Genomic DNA, 16182 nt, shown 5'->3' on the forward strand with positions numbered 1-16182 from the left:
CTGCCTCTCGGACATACGTTTGGGGCAGGATCTGCCAAGAATCGCCGAGGATCCGCCGAGGAGTGCCCATGGACGCAGTCGATCTGCAGATCATCCGGGAATTGCAGGCCGACGGGCGCCTGTCCAACCAGGACCTGGCCGACCGCGTCCGGCTCTCCCCCTCGCCCTGCCTGCGCCGGGTCCGGCGGCTGGAGGAGGCGGGTCTCATCCGCGGCTACACGGCCATGGTCGACCAGGTCGCCTTCGGGCTCCCGGTCACCGTCTTCGTCCGGATCCGGCTCGAGCGCCACACCGCGGCGGCGGTCCGGCTCTTCGAGGAGCACGTCGCGGTCATCGAGCACATCCAGGACTGCTACCTGATGGCGGGGAGCAGCGACTACCTGCTGCGCGTGGTCATCGAGGACCTGGAGGCGTACGAGGCCCTGGTGCGCCACCGGATCCACGCCATTCCCGGCATCGCCTCGATCGAGTCGAGCTTCGCGTACGGCAGCGTCAAGCAGACCCGCACCTACCCCCGCCCCTCCCCCCGGGCCTCAGCTCAGCGATGAGCCGGACGCGACGACGACCCCGTACAGGTCGGCGATCGTCGCGAGCGCGCTGTGGTGGATCTGGTCGGCGGACAGGTCGGCGACCACCGTCTGCAGGGGCCGGGTCGCGCAGGCGTCGGCGACCACCGTGGGCTGGTTGCCGCGCAGGAACGCGCCTTCCACGGTGAAGGTCACGCACATGTTGGTCATGAACCCGATGACGATGACGTTCTTGTTGCCGGCGGCGTCGACGCGTTCGCCCAGGTCGGTTTCGAAGAACGCGTTGGGGACGGCCTTGACCACGACGGGTTCGCCCTCGACGGGAGCCACGCTGGGGTGGATCCGGCCGATGTCGGTCCGGATGTCGTACGGGGTTCCCGCGCCCCCGTCGTTCAGGACGTGGATGATCTTCGTGCCGGCCTCCCGGGCCCTGGCCAGCAGGGCGGCGGCGGAGTCGAGGGCGGACTGCCAGCCCGTCAGCTCCATCACGCCACGGGTGTAGGTGTTCTGGTAGTCGACCAGGATCAGCGTCGCGTCGGCCAGCGAGGCCGGGGTCTGATCGAAGCCGTTGAGCTCGCGCAGGGTGGTGGTGGCCATGGAAGTACCGTCCTCGGGCTTCGTGTTGAAAGGTCTGGGCCACCACTCGGCGGCCTCGTATGGAACGCTATGACCCATCAGATGTGTCGGCAATGTCATCCAACTTGCAGATACGGACATCGCGTGGGAGCCGGCCGAACGGAGACCCCTTGAGCACCAGCACCAGCACCGTCAGGCGATTCATCGTCGTCGTCCTCTTCGACGGCGTCGACCTGCTGGACGTCACCGGACCGCCGGAGGTGTTCGCGCTGCTGCAACGCGAGGTGGACGAGGCGACCGGCTACCACGTCGTCCTGGCCGCCGAAACCATGGACCCCGTCACCACCTCCGCCGGGGTGCGCATCCTCCCCGACACCACCTTCCGGGAGGTGTCGGGGAGGAGCATCGACACGCTCCTGGTGCCCGGCGCGGTCGAAGTCGACGGCCAGGGCCGCGTGCACGCCGTCACCGACCCCACCGTGGTCCACCGGGTGAAGGCGCTCGCCGGCCGGGCCCGGCGCGTCGCGTCCGTCTGCGTGGGCGCCCACATCCTCGCGGACGCCGGGCTGCTGGACGGCAAGCGCGCCACGACCCACTGGTCGACCGCGCGGCAACTCGCCGCCGAACACCCCTCGATCGAGGTGGACGCCGATCCGATCTTCATCCGCGATCAGGACGTGTGGACCGGCGCGGGCATCAGCGCCTGCCTCGACCTGTCCCTGGCCCTGGTGGCCGACGACTTCGGCGAGGCCGTCGCGCTGCGCGTCGCCCGGCAGCTCGTGATGTACCTGAAGCGGCCGAGCGGGCAGAGCCAGTTCAGCGTCCCGCTCGAGCCCGTCTCGACGACGCGACGCGTCGAGGACCTGCGCCACCACATCACCCGGAACATCGCCGAGCAGCTGACCGTCGCCGACCTCGCCGCGCACGCCCACGTGAGCGAACGGCAGTTGACGCGGATCTTCAAGACGGAACTGGGCATGACCCCGGCGGCCTACATCGAATCGGCCCGCGTCGAAGTGGCGCGCAACCAACTCGAATCCACGGACGCCACCCTCGAACGCGTCGCGTCGGCTTGCGGTTTCAACACGACCGACACCCTCATCCGCGCGTTCCGCCGGAAGCTCGACACGACGCCGACGGAATACCGCAACCGGTTCCGGTCCTCCGTGTAGACCCTGGCCGGCTGGAGGCCCTGCCCGGCGTACGGCCTATCGCGCGGCCTCGGCCGCCGCCGCGAAGGCCGCGTAGGCCGCTTCGCCGAACAGCACGAACCGCACCTCTTCCACCTCGGTCCGGGCCGCCCGTACGGTCTCCACGGCGATCCGCGCCCCGTCGTCCATGGGCCACCCGTAGATCCCGGTGGAGATGGCCGGGAAGGCGACCGTACGGGCCCCCAGCTCGTCGGCGACCCGCAGGGACTCTCGGTAGCAGGAGGCCAGCAGCTCCGACCGGTCGTCCTCGCGCGACCAGACCGGGCCGACGGTGTGGATGACGTGCTCCGCCGGGAGCCGGCCGGCGGTGGTGGCGACGGCCCGGCCCGTCGCCAGGCCCTTGCCGTAGTGCGAGCGGCGCAGGTCCTCGCAGGCGGCGAGGATCTCCGGGCCGCCGCGCCGGTGGATGGCGCCGTCGACCCCGCCGCCGCCGAGCAGGGAGGAGTTGGCGGCGTTGACGATCGCGTCGGCCTTCTCGGCGGTGATGTCACCGCGGACCAGGGTGATGCGGACCATCAGGAGTCCTTTCTCAGGTGACGCCACACGGCCTTGGCGGCGTTGTGGCCGGACATCCCGTGCACTCCCGGGCCCGGAGGGGTCGCGGAGGAGCAGAGGAAGACCGCCGGGTGGGCCGTCGTGTACGGGGAGAACGTGAGCTTGGGGCGCAGCAGGAGCTGGAGTCCCGAGGCCGCGCCGCAGGCGATGTCCCCGCCGACGTAGTTGGGGTTGCGGGCGGCGAGCTCGGGCGGGCCGGCCGTGGCGCGGGCCAGGACCAGGTCGCGGAAGCCCGGTGCGAAGCGCTCCAGTTGGCGCTCGACGGCGCCGGTGAGGTCGCCCTGCCAGCCCTTGGGGACATGGCCGTACGCCCAGAACACGTGCTTGCCCGCGGGTGCCCGGCCGGGGTCGACGAGGCTGGGCTGCGCGGTGATGAGGAAGGGCGTACGGGGGACCCGGCCGCCCGAGGCCAGTTGCAGGGCGGCGTCGATGTCGCGGGCGCGCGGGCCGATCTGGACGGTCCCGGCCCGGCGCGGCTCCTCGGCGGTCCACGGGACGGGGCCGTCGAGCGCGTAGTCGATCTTGAATGCGGCGGCGCCGTACTTGTAGCCGTCGTAGGCGTGCCCCAGGCGGGCGATGCGGGCCAGCGCGGTCGGCGAGGTGTCGAAGACGTAGGCGCGGGCGGGCGGGAGGTCGTCGAGCCGTTTGACCTCGAAGCCGGTGTGGACGGCGCCGCCGAGGTCGCGCAGGTACCCGGCGAGGGCGTCGGAGATCGACTGCGAGCCGCCGCGCGGCATCGGCCAGCCGTTCGCGTGCGCGGCCAGGGCGAAGACCAGGCCGACGGCGCTGGTGGCGATCCCGTCGAGCGGGGCGATGACGTGCGCCACCAGCCCGGCGAACAGCGCGCGTGCCCGCTCGTCGCGGAAGCGGCGCAGGAGCCAGGTGGAGGGCGGCAGCCCGGCGAGCCCGAAGCGGGCGAGGGTGACGGGGTCGCGGGGCAGCGCGGTACCCGGCAGCGACATGAAGTCCCGGGCCAGGGTGTCCCACTTGCCGAGGAACGGCTCGACGAGGCGCCGGTACGCACCGGCGTCGCGCGGCCCGAGGGACGCGGCCGTCTCGGCGACCGAGCGGGACAGGACGGCGGCCGTGCCGTCGTCGAAGGGGTGCGCCATGGGCAGCGGGGCGTGCAGCCACTCCAGCCCGTACCGCTTCAGCGGCATCGTCGCGAAGACCGGCGAGCCCGCGCCGAGCGGGTGCACCGCCGAGCAGGGGTCGTGGCGGAAGCCGGGGAGGGTGAGTTCCTCGGTCCGCGCCCCGCCGCCGACCGTGTCCGCGGCTTCGAAGAGGGCCACCGAGAAGCCCCGCCGGGCCAGTTCGACGGCGGCCGTCAGCCCGTTGGGCCCCGCCCCCACCACGACCGCATCGAGAATCGACGGCACTTGCGACTCCTTCGTCCGGCGGCGCCTCCGCCTCCAGGATATTCCGGCTTGACCCGTGCCAGGCCGGGACCTAACCGCGCAGCAGGTCGCGGATACGGAGCGTCGTGGCCTCGTCGCGTCCGACGGCGAACGGCAGCGCGTTGTCCCGGTCCACCCGGAAGGGGACTCCGTCGACCGTGCTCTGCGCCCCGCCGGCCTCGGCGACCAGCAGCAGTCCGGCCGCGTGGTCCCAGGCCGAGGGCCAGGTGAAGGCGAGGCCGTCCATCTCGCCGCGGGCCACCTTCAGGTACTCCAGGCCGGCCGAGCCGCAGGGCCTGGCTGCCACCCCGGGCACGTCCAGCCGGCCCAGGGTCCGCTTGTCCTCCTCGGAGGTGTACAGCGGGTGGGCCATGGCGATCCGCAGCTCGGCGCCCGGCTCGGGCGAGCCGCTGCGGATCCGCTCTCCGTTGACGTACGCGCCCTGCCCGCGCACGGCGGTCGCCAGCTCCTCCAGGGCCGGGGCGAAGGTCCAGGAGGCGAGGATCTCGCCGCGGTGGGCCAGCGCCACCAGGGTGCAGAAGGCCGGGTCGCCGGAGACGAACTGGCGGGTGCCGTCGACCGGGTCCACGATCCACACCGGGGCGTCGGCGCGCAGCGCCCCGTACACGGTCGGGTCGGCGTGCACGGCCTCCTCGCCGACCACGGCCGAGCCGGGGAGCAGCCGCTGGAGGGAGGCGGTGAGGTGCTCCTCGGCCTTGCGGTCGGCGACCGTCACCAGGTCGTGCGGTCCGCTCTTCTCATCGACCTCGTGCTCGGCGAGCTGCCGGAATCTCGGCATGATCTCGATCGCCGCCGCCTTGCGGACGGCCTCTTCCACGTCGGACAGGCCATGGGTAAGGAACTCATCGATCATGCGCCCATCACATCACGCCCGAACGGCAAACCCCACCGACAATCCCCGACGGACGGCTGGACTCCGGATGTACCCCGGGTGAACCGCCTCGAAGCCGCCCGCCGGAACGACGCGTACCTCCTGGTGGGCGACCCCGCAGGAGCGTCAGCCGACGGGGGACGGGCTGCGGGGGTCGGCCGGGCGGGGCACGAAGACCGGGGAGTCCGACTGGTAGAAGAGGTCGATGTCGGCCTCCTCGCCGCCGACGATCAGGGTGTCCCAGGCGCCGCTCTCCCGCAGGGTGCGCAGGGTGGCCGGGGCGATCGAGGCGAGGTGGGAGCGGAGTTCCCCGTCGCCCGGCAGACCGGGCATCCGGGGCGCCAGCCGTTCGCGGATCCCGGCCATCCGGTCCAGCAGTGCCTCCAGGTCGCTCCCGTCCGCGGCGCCGGCGCCACCGGCGGCGCGGGCACCGGCACCGGCTCCGGCGGCCGCACCCCCGCCGGTCTCCGCGCTGCGCGCGATGATGTCCTTGATGGCGCGGGTGACGCCCTGCTCGTCGGTGGTCACCATGGCGTTCCAGGCCCGGCTCTTGTGCCGGTACTGGAGCATGGACATCGCCGCCTCGTGCCGGATGAAGTCGGCGTCCCGCAGCGGCTTGCCCTGCCAGGCTCGGCTGAGCGAGCGGGCCAGCGAAGTGGCCGAGGCGAGGCCGCTGTTGAGGCCGCGGCCCGGCCAGAAGTGGATGGCGTTGGCCGCGTCGCCCAGCAGGAAGCCGTACGTGCCCGGGGTGGTCGCGGTCGGCCGGTGCAGCTGTGCGGTGAACCGCGGGCGCTGCACCATGTCCAGCCGGAACGAGGTGATCGCGGACAGGTCCTCCTCGGCCACCCCGAACAGGCTGAGACCCTGCCGGATCTCCTTCCACAGCGGGGAACCGCGCAGCAGGGCGGGCAGGAAGAGGGTGCCGTGGGTGGGACAGCGGAACTCGTTGTCCTCCTCCTGCCGGCTCATCAGGCAGGGGCGGGCGGCGATGCACTCCTCGAAGACCTGCCGGACCGGGTCGATGCCGATGACGCTCTTGGTCTCCTCGCGGGTGAGCCGCATGTTCAGGAAGCCCTCGCCGCGCAGCGAGTTGAGCAGGAACCGGTTCTGCGACACGGTGAGCAGCACGCTCATCGGGTCCGGCAGCTTCGACTTGACGCGCAGGCCGAGCACGATGTCCTGGAGGTGCTCCCCGTCGAGGGAGTAGATCGAGGCGTCGGCCGCGCCGAAGCGGTCGGCGTAGTGCTCCCGGGTGCGGGAGCGGCCGCCCTCGGCGACCACCAGGACGTGTTCCTGGGTGATCCGGTGCTGCTCCTCCGCCACGTCGAAGCGCTTGGGAACGAGTCGGATCGACGGCTTCCGGTTGGCCAGGTCCAGCAGCCGGTCCTCGATGTGGGCGATCCGGATGTTGCGGGGCGGGCGGCCGTCGACCGAGTCCGGGCCGACGGGCCACATCTCGGAGTAGGCGGCGCCGTCGTCGAAGAGGGCGGCGAGCACCTCCTCGGACAGGGCGAGGTACTGCCGGCTCTGGACGGTCACCACCTGCTGGCGGCGGAAGTTCCCCTGGGTCTCGTCCTTCCAGACGACCGAGGACCCCTTCCTGGTCCAGCGCCCGTCGTAGACGGTGATGGCGGTCCGCCCGGGCAGCATCTCGTCGAGCGCCAGGGCGAAGGCGAGGCCCACCGGGCCGCCGCCGGTGATGGTGACCCGCAGCGTGCCGGGATCCGCGGCGCTCGGCCGGGGCACGTCCAGGAGGGAGAGGTCCATGACCGTCTCCATGGCGTCCTGGGCCTCGTACAGGAACGTTTCATCGCCGATCCGGATGCAGTCGTTCGGACGCAGCACATGCCGCGTGACGCGCTGGTCGTTGACCAGCGTGCCGTTGCGGCTGTCCCGGTCGTAGAGGACGAAACCGGCGTCCTCGCTGAGGATCTCGGCGTGCAGCCGGGAGGCGCTGGGGCTGACGATCACGACGCTGTTGTCGCTCTTGCGCCCGAAGCTGACGGGCTCGCCGCCAAGAACCACGCTCTGCCCGGTGAAGGGACCCGTGCGTCCAACGATGACCGAAGGCACTCCACACTCCTTGAAAGGGACGCTTGCTGACTCCTCGTACGACAGCAACACGCCATCGCGGATGTGTTCGGTTCAACCATTTTCGAAAATTTCCGGTCGCGCCGTTGAACCGGGTGTCGCGGTCCGTACGTGATGTTCGCGTCGGCAGGCGATCAGAGGGAGAACCGCCCCCATGCACAACGAGGAATCCGAGACCGTGACGGAGAGCGCGCTCGCGGGCACGGCCACCACCGCGGGCACGGCCACGACCGCGGCCGCGACCGCCGCCACGGCCTCGGCCACCATCGCGGCCGCGCCGGGTGCACCGGCCGGGGAACGGCTGATCGCGGGCCGCTACCGGCTGCTGTCCCGGCTCGGCGAGGGCGGTATGGGCACCGTGTGGCGGGCCCGCGACGAGGTCCTGCACCGCGAGGTCGCCGTCAAGGAGGTCCGGGCCCCGGCCCATCTGCGGGCCGGCGACATCGCGCGGATGTACAGCCGGCTGGAGCGAGAGGCCTGGGCGGCGGCCCGGATACCCGACCGCAATGTGGTGACGGTCCACGACGTGGTCATGGAGGACGACCGGCCCTGGATCGTCATGGAGCTGATCCGCGGGCAGTCGCTCGCCGATCTGCTGCGTGCCGAGGGGCCGCTCACCCCGCGCCACGCCGCGCACATCGGCGCGGAGGTGCTGAGCGCGCTGCGCGCCGCGCACGCCGTCGGGGTGGAGCACCGCGACGTGAAGCCGGCGAACGTGCTGCTCGCCGAGGACGGGCGGGTGGTGCTCAGCGACTTCGGCATCGCGATGGTCGAGGGCAGCACCGCGCTGACCATGACCGGTGAAGTGGTCGGATCCCCCGAGTACCTGCCGCCGGAGCGGGCGCTGGGCCGCCCCTCGGGCCCCGAGTCGGACCTCTGGTCCCTCGGCGTGCTGCTGTACGCGGCCGTGGAGGGGATCTCCCCGTTCCGGCAGGACACCGCGCTGAGCACCCTGCGGGCCGTCGTGGACGAGGAACCGCCGGAGCCGACCCGGGCCGGCCCGCTCGCCCCGGTCATCGCCGGGCTGCTCCGCAAGGAACCGGCCGAGCGGACCCCCGCCGCCGAGGCCGCCGCGGCCCTGCGGGGCATCGCCCACGAACCGGACGCCACCACGACCGCCGCCCGCGTCCTGCCGGCTCCCGAGGAGCCCGCCACGGCCGCGACGCCCGCCCCCACGCCGGCACCGGTCCCCACCGCGGAGCCCGCCGGCGCGGCGATGCCCGCCCCGCTCGCGCCCGCGACGCCCGCGCACCCGACACCCGCCGCCCCGCCCCGCAAGCGCCGCAGGGCGGCCTTCGCCGCGGCCGGCGCGGCCGCCTGCCTCCTGGTCGCCGCCGGGCTGGTCTACGCCCTCAACGGCAACGACGAGGACTCCGCCCCCGGTTCGGGCGTACGGATGTCGGTGGCGGGAGCGAACACCACCTACACCGGAAGCTGCCCGACCCCCGAGAGCCGGGCCCCGGCGTTCACCGCGACCTTCACCGCCTCCGAGCCGACCCTGATCTCCTACCGCTGGGTGTCCGGCGACGGCTCGGTGGTGGATCCGCACTGGCGCACCATGTCCATCGGGGACAAGGCCAACCCCACCGGCCACGACACCGTGCGGCTGACGACCTACGCGAAGGCCGGCACCCTGACCACCGGGATGGCCGTGGAACTCCAGAGCCCCACCCGCACCACTTCCAACCCGGTCCCCTTCTCCATCACCTGCACCGGCTGAGCCCGGCCGACTACGGTTAGCCGTTCAATGCCGGAATGATCCGCGCGCCGTAGGCATCGATGGTGGCCTCCTTCGCGTCGTGCATGTCGTAAACCGCGAACTGGTCGACGCCCAGGGCGCGCAGGGCCTGGAGCTTCTCGATGTGGGCCTCGGGCGGGCCCAGCAGGCAGAAGCGGTCGACGATCTCGTCGGGGACGAAGTCCGTGGACGGGTTCCCGGCGCGGCCGTGGTGGCTGTAGTCGTAGCCGTGGCGGGCCTTGATGTACTCGGTCAGCGCGTCGGGGACCAGCCCGGAGTGTTCCCCGTAGCGCGAGACCAGGTCGGCGACGTGGTTGCCGACCATGCCGCCGAACCACCGGCACTGGTCGCGGGCGTGGGCGAGGTCCTCGCCCACGTACGCGGGGGCCGCCACGCAGATGGTGATCGCGGCCGGGTCCCGGCCGGCGGCCTCGGCGGCCTCCCGGACCGACTTGATCATCCACTCGGTGAGGTAGGGGTCGGCGAGCTGGAGGATGAACCCGTCCGCCTTCTGCCCGGCCAGGGCCAGCGCCTTCGGCCCGTACGCGGCCATCCAGACGGGCAGCTTCCCGTCCTTGATCCACGGGATCCGCAGCGGTTTGCCGTCCACCTCCGCCTCGCGGCCCTCGGCGAGGTCGCGGATCACGCCGATGGCCTCGCCGAGCCGCGCCAAGGTGTTCGGCGCGCGCCCGGCGACCCGCATCGCCGAGTCCCCGCGGCCGATCCCGCACACGGTGCGGTTGCCGTACATGTCGTTGAGCGTGGCGAAGGTGGAGGCGGTGACCTCCCAGGTGCGGGTGCCCGGGTTGGTGACCATCGGGCCGACGTGCATCTCCTGGGTGTGCTCCAGGATCTGGCTGTAGATGACGAACGGCTCCTGCCACAGCACGGCGGAGTCGAAGGTCCAGCCGTAGCGGAAGCCGTTGCGCTCGGCGCGCCGCATGAGGCTGACGACCTGCGAGGCGGGCGGGTCGGTTTGCAGGACGAGGCCGAAGTCCATGGATGGCTGCTCCTTGCGTGCGCTTACAGGTACTGGCAGGTGGAGCGGGGGATGTAGACGCCGTGGCCGGGCCGGCCGGCGTACTCGCGCCGGTCGATGACGAGTTCGCCGCGCGAGAGCACGGTGTCGACGCGTCCGGTGATCCGCCTGCCCTCGTACGCCGAGTAGTCCACGTTCATGTGGTGGGTCTCGGCGGAGATGACCTGCTCGGCGTGCGGATCGTAGAGGACGATGTCGGCGTCGGAGCCGGGCGCGATGGTGCCCTTCTGCGGGTAGAGGCCGAACATCCGGGCCGGGGTCGCGCAGGCGATCTCGATCCAGCGGCGGCGGCTGATGTGCCCGTCCAGGACGGCCTGGTGGAGGAGGTCCATCCGGTTCTCCACCCCCGGCAGCCCGTTGGGGATCTTGGAGAAGTCGCCTCGGCCGAGCTCCTTCTGGCCCCGGAAGCAGAAGGGGCAGTGGTCGGTGGAGACCACCTGGAGGTCGTTGGTCCGCAGCCCCCGCCACAGCGCCGCCTGGTGCTCCCGGGGGCGCAGCGGGGTGGAGCAGACGTACTTGGCGCCCTGGAAGTCGGGCTCGGCGAGGTTGTCGGTGGACAGGAAGAGGTACTGGGGGCAGGTCTCCCCGAAGACGGGCAGGCCCTTGTCACGGGCGGCGGCCAGCTCGGCGAGCGCCTCCTCCGCCGAGACGTGGACGACGTACAGCGGCGAACCGGCGACCCTGGCGAGCTGGATGGCGCGGTGGGTGGCCTCGGCCTCGAGGAGCACCTTCCGCACTTCACCGTGGTGGCGGGGGTCGGTCTCCCCGCGCGCCAGGGCCTGTTCGACGAGGACGTCGATCGCGATGCCGTTCTCGGCGTGCATCATGATCAGCCCGCCGTTGCCGGAGGCCCGCTGCATGGCGCGCAGGATCTGCCCGTCGTCGCTGTAGAAGACGCCCGGGTAGGCCATGAACAGCTTGAAGGAGGTGACTCCCTCCCCGATCAGGAGGTCCATCTCCTTGAGGGTGCCCTCGTTGACGTCCGAGAGGATCATGTGGAAGGCGTAGTCGATGGCGCAGTTGCCGTCGGCCTTGTCGTACCAGGTGTCGAGGCCCTCGCGCAGGGCGTGGCCCACGCTCTGCACGGCGAAGTCGACGATGGTCGTGGTGCCGCCCCAGGCGGCGGCCCGTGTGCCGGTCTCGAAGGTGTCCGAGGCCGCGGTGCCGCCGAAGGGGAGCTCCATGTGGGTGTGCGCGTCGACCCCGCCCGGGATGACGTACTTCCCGCTCGCGTCGATCGTACGGTCGGCCGTCCAGGCCTCGGCGGCCGCGGAGCCGTGCGCGGCCAGGGCGGCCACGCGGCCGTCCTCGATCAGGACGTCCGCGTGCAGTTCGTCGGCGGCCGTGACGACGAGGCCGCCGCTGATCAAGGTACGGATGCTCATCGGAGGTTCCCCCTACTGGATGCTGCGCAAGGCCTGTTCGAGGATCTCGGCGCCCTCTTCCGCCTCGGCGACGGTGAGGGAGAGCGGCGGCGCGATGCGCAGCACGCTGGTGTTGTAACCGCCGCCCTTGCCGAGCAGCAGACCGCCTTCGCGGGCGGCCTCCAGTACGGCGGCGGCCGCGTCCGGGTCGGCCCGGTCGGTGCCGGGCCTGGTCAGTTCCAGCCCGGCCATCAGGCCCCGGCCGCGTACTTCCCGTACGGCGGGCACGTGGGCGGCGATGGCGCGCAGCCGCTCCAGGAGGAGGCCGCCGACGCGGCGGGCGTTGCCCTGGAGGTCGTGCTCCAGCAGGTACGCGAGGTTGGCGACGCCGGCCGCCATGGTGACCGGGGAACCGCCGAAGGTGGAGATGGAGTTGGAGTCGAGGCAGTTCATCACCTCGGCGCGGGCCACGACCCCGCCGATGGCCATGCCGTTGCCGATGCCCTTGGCGAAGGTGAGGATGTCCGGCGGTCCGTTCTGGGCGTGAGCCTGCCAGCCCCAGAAGTGTTCGCCGGTGCGGCCCCAGCCGGTCTGCACCTCGTCGCTGATCCACAGGATGCCGTGCCGGTCCAGGACCTCGCGGAAGGCCCCGTACAGGCCGTCGGGCGGAGAGGTGAACCCGCCGACGCCCTGGATCGGCTCGGCGATGAGCGCTGCCACTCCCCCGCGCGCCTGGCCCAGGACGTCTTCGAGGTCGGCGACGGCCGCGGCGGTGAAGGCGGTGTCGTCGAGGTGGGCGAAGGGGCCGCGGGTGCGCACGGCGCCGTGCACGTAGTACGTCTGGAGCGGCGAGAGGCTGGTCGGGGACCAGCCCCGGTTGCCCGTGATGGAGACGGTGGAGAACGACCGGCCGTGGTAGCTGTTGCGCATCGCCAGGATCTGGTTGGACCGGCGGTACGTCGTCGCGAGCAGCAGCGCGGTGTCGTTGGCCTCGGTGCCCGAGGTGGTGAAGAAGACCCGGGCGTCGGGGATCCCGGAGAGCGCGGCGACCCGTTCGGCCAGCTCGATCATCGGGCGGTCGAGGTACAGGGTGGAGGAGTGGATGAGGCGCCCGGCCTGTTCGGAGACGGCCTTGGTGACCTCGGGCAGGGCATGGGCGGTCATCGTGGTGAGGATGCCGCCGAAGAAGTCGAGGTAGCGGTTGCCTTCGGCGTCCCACACGTGGCGGCCCTCGCCGTGCGTGAGCTCGATGGGGCGGTCGTAGTAGAGCGCGAGCCAGTCGGGCAGGACGGAGCGGTGGCGGCTGTGCAGGGGGATCGGGTTGGTCACGGCTGTACGAGCCCTCCGTAGGCGTCGGGGCGGCGGTCGCGGTAGAAGGCCCACTGCTGGCGGACTTCCTCGATGAGTGCGAAGTCGAGGTCGCGGACGAGGAGTTCCTCCTCCTTGTCACTGGCGACCTCGCCGACGAACTGGCCGCGCGGGTCGACGAAGTAGCTGGTGCCGTAGAAGTCGTTGTCGCCGTACTCCTCGCGGCCGACCCGGTTGATGGCGGCGATGAAGTACTCGTTGGCGACGGCGGAGGCGGGCTGTTCCAGCTGCCACAGGTGCGAGGAGAGGCCGCGGTGGGTCGCGGACGGGTTGAAGACCAGCTGGGCCCCGGCGAGGCCCAGTTGGCGCCATCCCTCGGGGAAGTGGCGGTCGTAGCAGATGTAGACCCCGACCTTGCCGACGGCGGTGTCGAAGACGGGCCAGCCGAGGTTGCCCGGGCGGAAGTAGTACTTCTCCCAGAACCCCTTGACCTGGGGGATGTGGTGCTTGCGGTACTTGCCGAGGTAGCTGCCGTCGGCGTCGATGACGGCGGCGGTGTTGTAGTAGAAGCCCTCGCTCTCCCGCTCGAAGACGGGGACCACGATCACCATGCCGGTCTCGCGCGCGAGTTCCTGCATGCGGCGGACGGTCGGGCCGTCCGGGACGGCCTCGGCCCAGCGGTAGTGCTCGGGCTCCTGGACCTGGCAGAAGTAGGGCGCGTTGAACACCTCCTGGAAGCCGATGATCCGCGCACCCTGGGCAGCGGCCCGCCGGGCGTGCTCCTCGTGTTTGGCGATCATCGATTCGGTGTCTCCGGTCCAGGTGGCCTGGACCAGCGCGGCGCGGACGACTTGGGCCATGAGCTGCTCCTCGCGACGGGAACGCCGGGTTCTACGCACGTAGACGGTGTCCGTAGGGAGTAGAACGTAGGCCTCGTCACAGCGTGGGGCAAGACCGCCTTGCGCGGTTGGAGTAGTCGATCAAGTTACGTCGCCCCGCGGTCGATTGCGGTCAGGCGACGGGCGGTTTACGCCGCTGCGATGCCTGCCACCCGGAGCGCGTGGACCAGGTCCCGGCGGTGGGTCGCGGACAGCTCCCCGGCGGCCTGGAGCAGCCGCGGGGCGAACCACTGCGGGTCCCGGCGGGCCAGGGCGGCCGCCTCCTCCGCGGTGCGGACCCGGACGAACGCGCCGAGCAGGGCGTCGGCCTCCCGGAGCCGGCCGGCCGCGCCGAGGGCGAGCGCGGCTTCCGCGATCTCGGCGGTGGGCCGGGCCACGCCCTGGCGCAGCAGGCGGTCGCAGTCGGCCTCCCGGCCCGCCTCGCCGAGGGCCGCCGCCGCCGCGGCGAGCCGCTCGGGCGGCAGCGAGGCCGCCTCCCACAGCAGGGTGGCCCAGTCGGCCGCGAGTCCGGCGCGGGCCAGCTGGCCGGCGAGGTCGGGCAGCCGGTCCGCGGGCCAGGCCGCGATCTCGCAGAGCAGCGCGTGCGCCTCGCCGCCTCGGCCCTGGGCGCGCAGCGCGATCAGCTCGCCGACGGCGGCCCGGGTGTTCCCCGCCGGGGGTGGCGGGGGCGCCGGGGCTTCGGCGCCTCCGGGCCCGCTGCCGCCCTGTGCGAACCGGGCGCCCCGGGGGGCGGGGGTTCGGGCTCGGGGCGGCCGAAGCGCGCTCCGCGCGGGGCGGGCCCGGGGCCGTCCTCCCCGCCTGACCCGGTGTCGCCGTCCGGGTGGCCCGGGGGCGGGGTGAAGGCCGGGGCTTCGGGGGCCGCAGAGCCCGCGTACCGGGCGCCCCCGGCCCGCCGCGCACCGCGCAGCCACCGGCCCTCGGCCCGGCCGACCGGGGCCTCGGCCGGCGGCGACGCCGGGGTTTCAGCGGGCGGCGATGCCGGCGCCCGGGGCGCCGCCGTCCGCTGGCGGGGCACGCCGGGCAGCGCCTCCGGCGGGGCCGTCAGGGATCCGGGCCACGGCGCCTCGTCAGGCGCACCGGCCCGGACGGCCGACAGGCGGGCAAAGAGGTCCTCGTGGCGGGCCGTGGCGCGGGCCGCGTCGTCCTGGGTCCAGGAGAGCTCCCGGGTCAGGGCGTCAGCCTCCGCCGGGTCGGCGGCGGAGCCGAGCCGGGCCGTCAGACTCCGCAGGGCCGCCCGCGTCGCGGCCTGCTGCGCGACCGCCGCCGCGTACTGGGTCCGGAGCTCCTCCATGCCTCCCGGCAACCCGTCCCACGCGGCGACCGCCGCGGCCCGCAGCCGGGCGGCGTATACGGTCTCCCGCGCCGCGAGCTCCTCGCCCGCCACCCCCGCCAGATCCCGCAGGAGCGACTCGACCACGTCCCACGGGGGCATCGCGGCCCCGTCGACACAGGCCCGCACGCCCTCCGGATCCCGGCGCAGGAACTCCCCGTACCAGCCTGCCCCGGGATCCAGTCTGTGGGTCAACCCCCGTAGGTACTCGGCGAATTGACTGATCACCAGCGAAGTCGCGGTCTCCATGACCGCATTGGATCCCACCCGTGTTACGGGCGGGCTACGGGCACCTCAAAGCTTGACGGCGATCGCGGTGTGCGGCCGCCGCCCGCGACGCGCCACCATGGCGGGCACGTCCACCGCCCAGAACTGCCACGTGTACTTGCGCATCATGAGCCCGCGCACCCGCTTCAGACCCGCCTCGTCGAGCAGCCGGGCCTCGCCCTCGAGTACGGGCGCCCCTTCCACGATGCGTCCGCGCACGTCACAGGCGGTGACGGTGACCCGCCCGCTGTTGCGGATCCGCTTGACCTTCCACGAATCGCTGCGCGTCCACACGTACAGCTCCGCGCCGTCGGCCACCGCCCACACCGGTGTCGCCACGGGCGTGCCGTCCTTGCGGAACGTGGTGAGACTGACGTAGCGCGCCTTGCCCAGCTCTTCGACATCCATACCGGAACCCTAGGCGGTCACGCCGGCGGGGTCCGTCGGCCATCTGCCGTGCGTCTCGAGCCGGGCGGGGCTGACGACGGCGCCGGGATGGCGCAGGACCACCTCGCCCGGATCCTTGCCGTGGGCCTGGCCGTCGGGCCCGGCGCAGGCCGCGCGCAGCAGACCCGCCGCGAGGAGCGCGCCGAGGAGTCCGAAACCGAGCCGCTTGGATGCGTTGGAGGCTGCCACGCCTTCACGCTTGCCCCGGACCCCGGCGAACCCACCGCCGATTCGGCCGTTCGGCCGCCGGACACTCCCTGGGGGCGGGCGTTCCCGGAAAACCGCCCCGTCAGACCGGTACGAGGGCGCAGCGGCGCAGCACCTCGTCCAGGGAGAGGTCGAGGACCGCGGCGAGGGCGGCCACGGTGAAGAAGGCGGGGGTGGGCGCCCGGCCGGTCTCGATCTTGCGGAGGGTCTCGGCCGAGAGCCCGGCTCCGGCCGCGATCTCGACCATGCTGCGCGAGCCGCGCGCCTCGCGCAGCAGCGCGCCCAGGCGCTCACCGCGCTCGCGCTCTTCGGGAGTCAGGGGGGTACGGACCAT

The 16182-nt window shown here is 72.6% G+C and carries 17 protein-coding genes; 3 read left to right on the forward strand and 14 right to left on the reverse strand.

Translation table 11 applies throughout. The features are described from left to right. Positions 1–68: 68 nt before the first annotated feature. Complete coding sequence (locus OHA89_RS08375) at positions 69–548, forward strand: Lrp/AsnC family transcriptional regulator (protein WP_215146730.1); 480 nt, start codon at positions 69–71, stop codon at positions 546–548. On the opposite strand, the gene OHA89_RS08380 is transcribed toward OHA89_RS08375, so the two are convergent. Continuing rightward, the gene (locus tag OHA89_RS08380; RefSeq protein ID WP_266613913.1) at positions 534–1124 is read right to left on the reverse strand and encodes an isochorismatase family protein; all 591 of its coding nucleotides are present in this window, start codon (positions 1122–1124) and stop codon (positions 534–536) included. The genes OHA89_RS08375 and OHA89_RS08380 overlap by 15 nt on opposite strands. Positions 1125–1273: 149 nt before the next feature. On the opposite strand from OHA89_RS08380, the gene OHA89_RS08385 reads away from it, so the two are divergent. Beyond that, positions 1274–2275: a GlxA family transcriptional regulator gene (locus tag OHA89_RS08385; protein WP_406365798.1), complete on the forward strand. Its 1002-nt coding sequence runs from the start codon at positions 1274–1276 to the stop codon at positions 2273–2275. 36 nt (positions 2276–2311) lie between these two features. Here OHA89_RS08385 and OHA89_RS08390 read toward each other — a convergent pair whose 3' ends face one another. The 4 genes from OHA89_RS08390 to OHA89_RS08405 form a co-directional block, all read right to left on the reverse strand. Then, positions 2312–2830 (reverse strand): O-acetyl-ADP-ribose deacetylase, encoded by a 519-nt coding sequence (locus tag OHA89_RS08390; protein ID WP_266613917.1) that lies wholly within the window; start codon positions 2828–2830, stop codon positions 2312–2314. Continuing rightward, positions 2830–4248, reverse strand: coding sequence for an NAD(P)/FAD-dependent oxidoreductase (locus OHA89_RS08395; RefSeq protein ID WP_266613919.1), 1419 nt, complete (start codon positions 4246–4248; stop codon positions 2830–2832). Before OHA89_RS08395 ends, OHA89_RS08390 begins: the two co-directional genes overlap by 1 nt. 70 nt (positions 4249–4318) lie before the next feature. Next, the gene (locus tag OHA89_RS08400) at positions 4319–5140 is read right to left on the reverse strand and encodes an inositol monophosphatase (RefSeq protein WP_266613921.1); all 822 of its coding nucleotides are present in this window, start codon (positions 5138–5140) and stop codon (positions 4319–4321) included. 144 nt (positions 5141–5284) lie between these two features. Next, on the reverse strand, positions 5285–7231 hold the full coding sequence (locus tag OHA89_RS08405; protein ID WP_406365799.1) for an FHA domain-containing protein: 1947 nt from the start codon (positions 7229–7231) through the stop codon (positions 5285–5287). Positions 7232–7403: 172 nt separating this feature from the next. Between OHA89_RS08405 and OHA89_RS08410 the strand changes: the two genes are divergently transcribed. Then, positions 7404–8969: a serine/threonine-protein kinase gene (locus OHA89_RS08410; protein WP_406365800.1), complete on the forward strand. Its 1566-nt coding sequence runs from the start codon at positions 7404–7406 to the stop codon at positions 8967–8969. Positions 8970–8985: 16 nt separating this feature from the next. Here the strand turns inward: OHA89_RS08410 and OHA89_RS08415 are convergent, their stop codons facing one another. The 9 genes from OHA89_RS08415 to OHA89_RS08455 all read right to left on the reverse strand — a co-directional run bounded on the left by OHA89_RS08415 (position 8986) and on the right by OHA89_RS08455 (position 16182). Continuing rightward, the gene (locus OHA89_RS08415) at positions 8986–9987 is read right to left on the reverse strand and encodes a TIGR03842 family LLM class F420-dependent oxidoreductase (protein ID WP_257553472.1); all 1002 of its coding nucleotides are present in this window, start codon (positions 9985–9987) and stop codon (positions 8986–8988) included. A gap of 23 nt (positions 9988–10010) precedes the next feature. Further along, positions 10011–11411: a dihydropyrimidinase gene (gene hydA, locus OHA89_RS08420; RefSeq protein WP_257553473.1), complete on the reverse strand. Its 1401-nt coding sequence runs from the start codon at positions 11409–11411 to the stop codon at positions 10011–10013. Between the two features lie 12 nt (positions 11412–11423). Then, positions 11424–12719 carry an aspartate aminotransferase family protein gene (locus OHA89_RS08425; protein WP_266613928.1) on the reverse strand — a complete coding sequence of 432 codons (1296 nt, stop codon included), beginning with the start codon at positions 12717–12719 and terminating at the stop codon, positions 11424–11426. Further along, positions 12716–13558: a nitrilase-related carbon-nitrogen hydrolase gene (locus OHA89_RS08430; protein WP_215150797.1), complete on the reverse strand. Its 843-nt coding sequence runs from the start codon at positions 13556–13558 to the stop codon at positions 12716–12718. The genes OHA89_RS08425 and OHA89_RS08430 overlap by 4 nt, the downstream gene beginning before the upstream one ends. A gap of 167 nt (positions 13559–13725) precedes the next feature. Continuing rightward, positions 13726–13974 carry a hypothetical protein gene (locus tag OHA89_RS08435; protein WP_406365801.1) on the reverse strand — a complete coding sequence of 83 codons (249 nt, stop codon included), beginning with the start codon at positions 13972–13974 and terminating at the stop codon, positions 13726–13728. A gap of 242 nt (positions 13975–14216) precedes the next feature. Next, positions 14217–15176 (reverse strand): hypothetical protein, encoded by a 960-nt coding sequence (locus OHA89_RS08440; protein WP_406365802.1) that lies wholly within the window; start codon positions 15174–15176, stop codon positions 14217–14219. 45 nt (positions 15177–15221) lie between these two features. After that, entirely contained in the window at positions 15222–15602 is a 381-nt protein-coding gene (locus OHA89_RS08445) for a PPOX class F420-dependent oxidoreductase (protein ID WP_266613931.1), read from the reverse strand. Positions 15603–15611: 9 nt separating this feature from the next. Continuing rightward, positions 15612–15830, reverse strand: a complete 219-nt coding sequence (locus OHA89_RS08450) for a hypothetical protein (protein WP_215145656.1) — start codon at positions 15828–15830, stop codon at positions 15612–15614. 100 nt (positions 15831–15930) lie between these two features. Then, positions 15931–16182, reverse strand: a complete 252-nt coding sequence (locus OHA89_RS08455) for a helix-turn-helix domain-containing protein (RefSeq protein ID WP_406365803.1) — start codon at positions 16180–16182, stop codon at positions 15931–15933.

The organism is Streptomyces sp. NBC_01546, from assembly GCF_045208355.1.
In the GTDB taxonomy this organism is placed as follows: Bacteria; Actinomycetota; Actinomycetes; order Streptomycetales; family Streptomycetaceae; genus Streptomyces.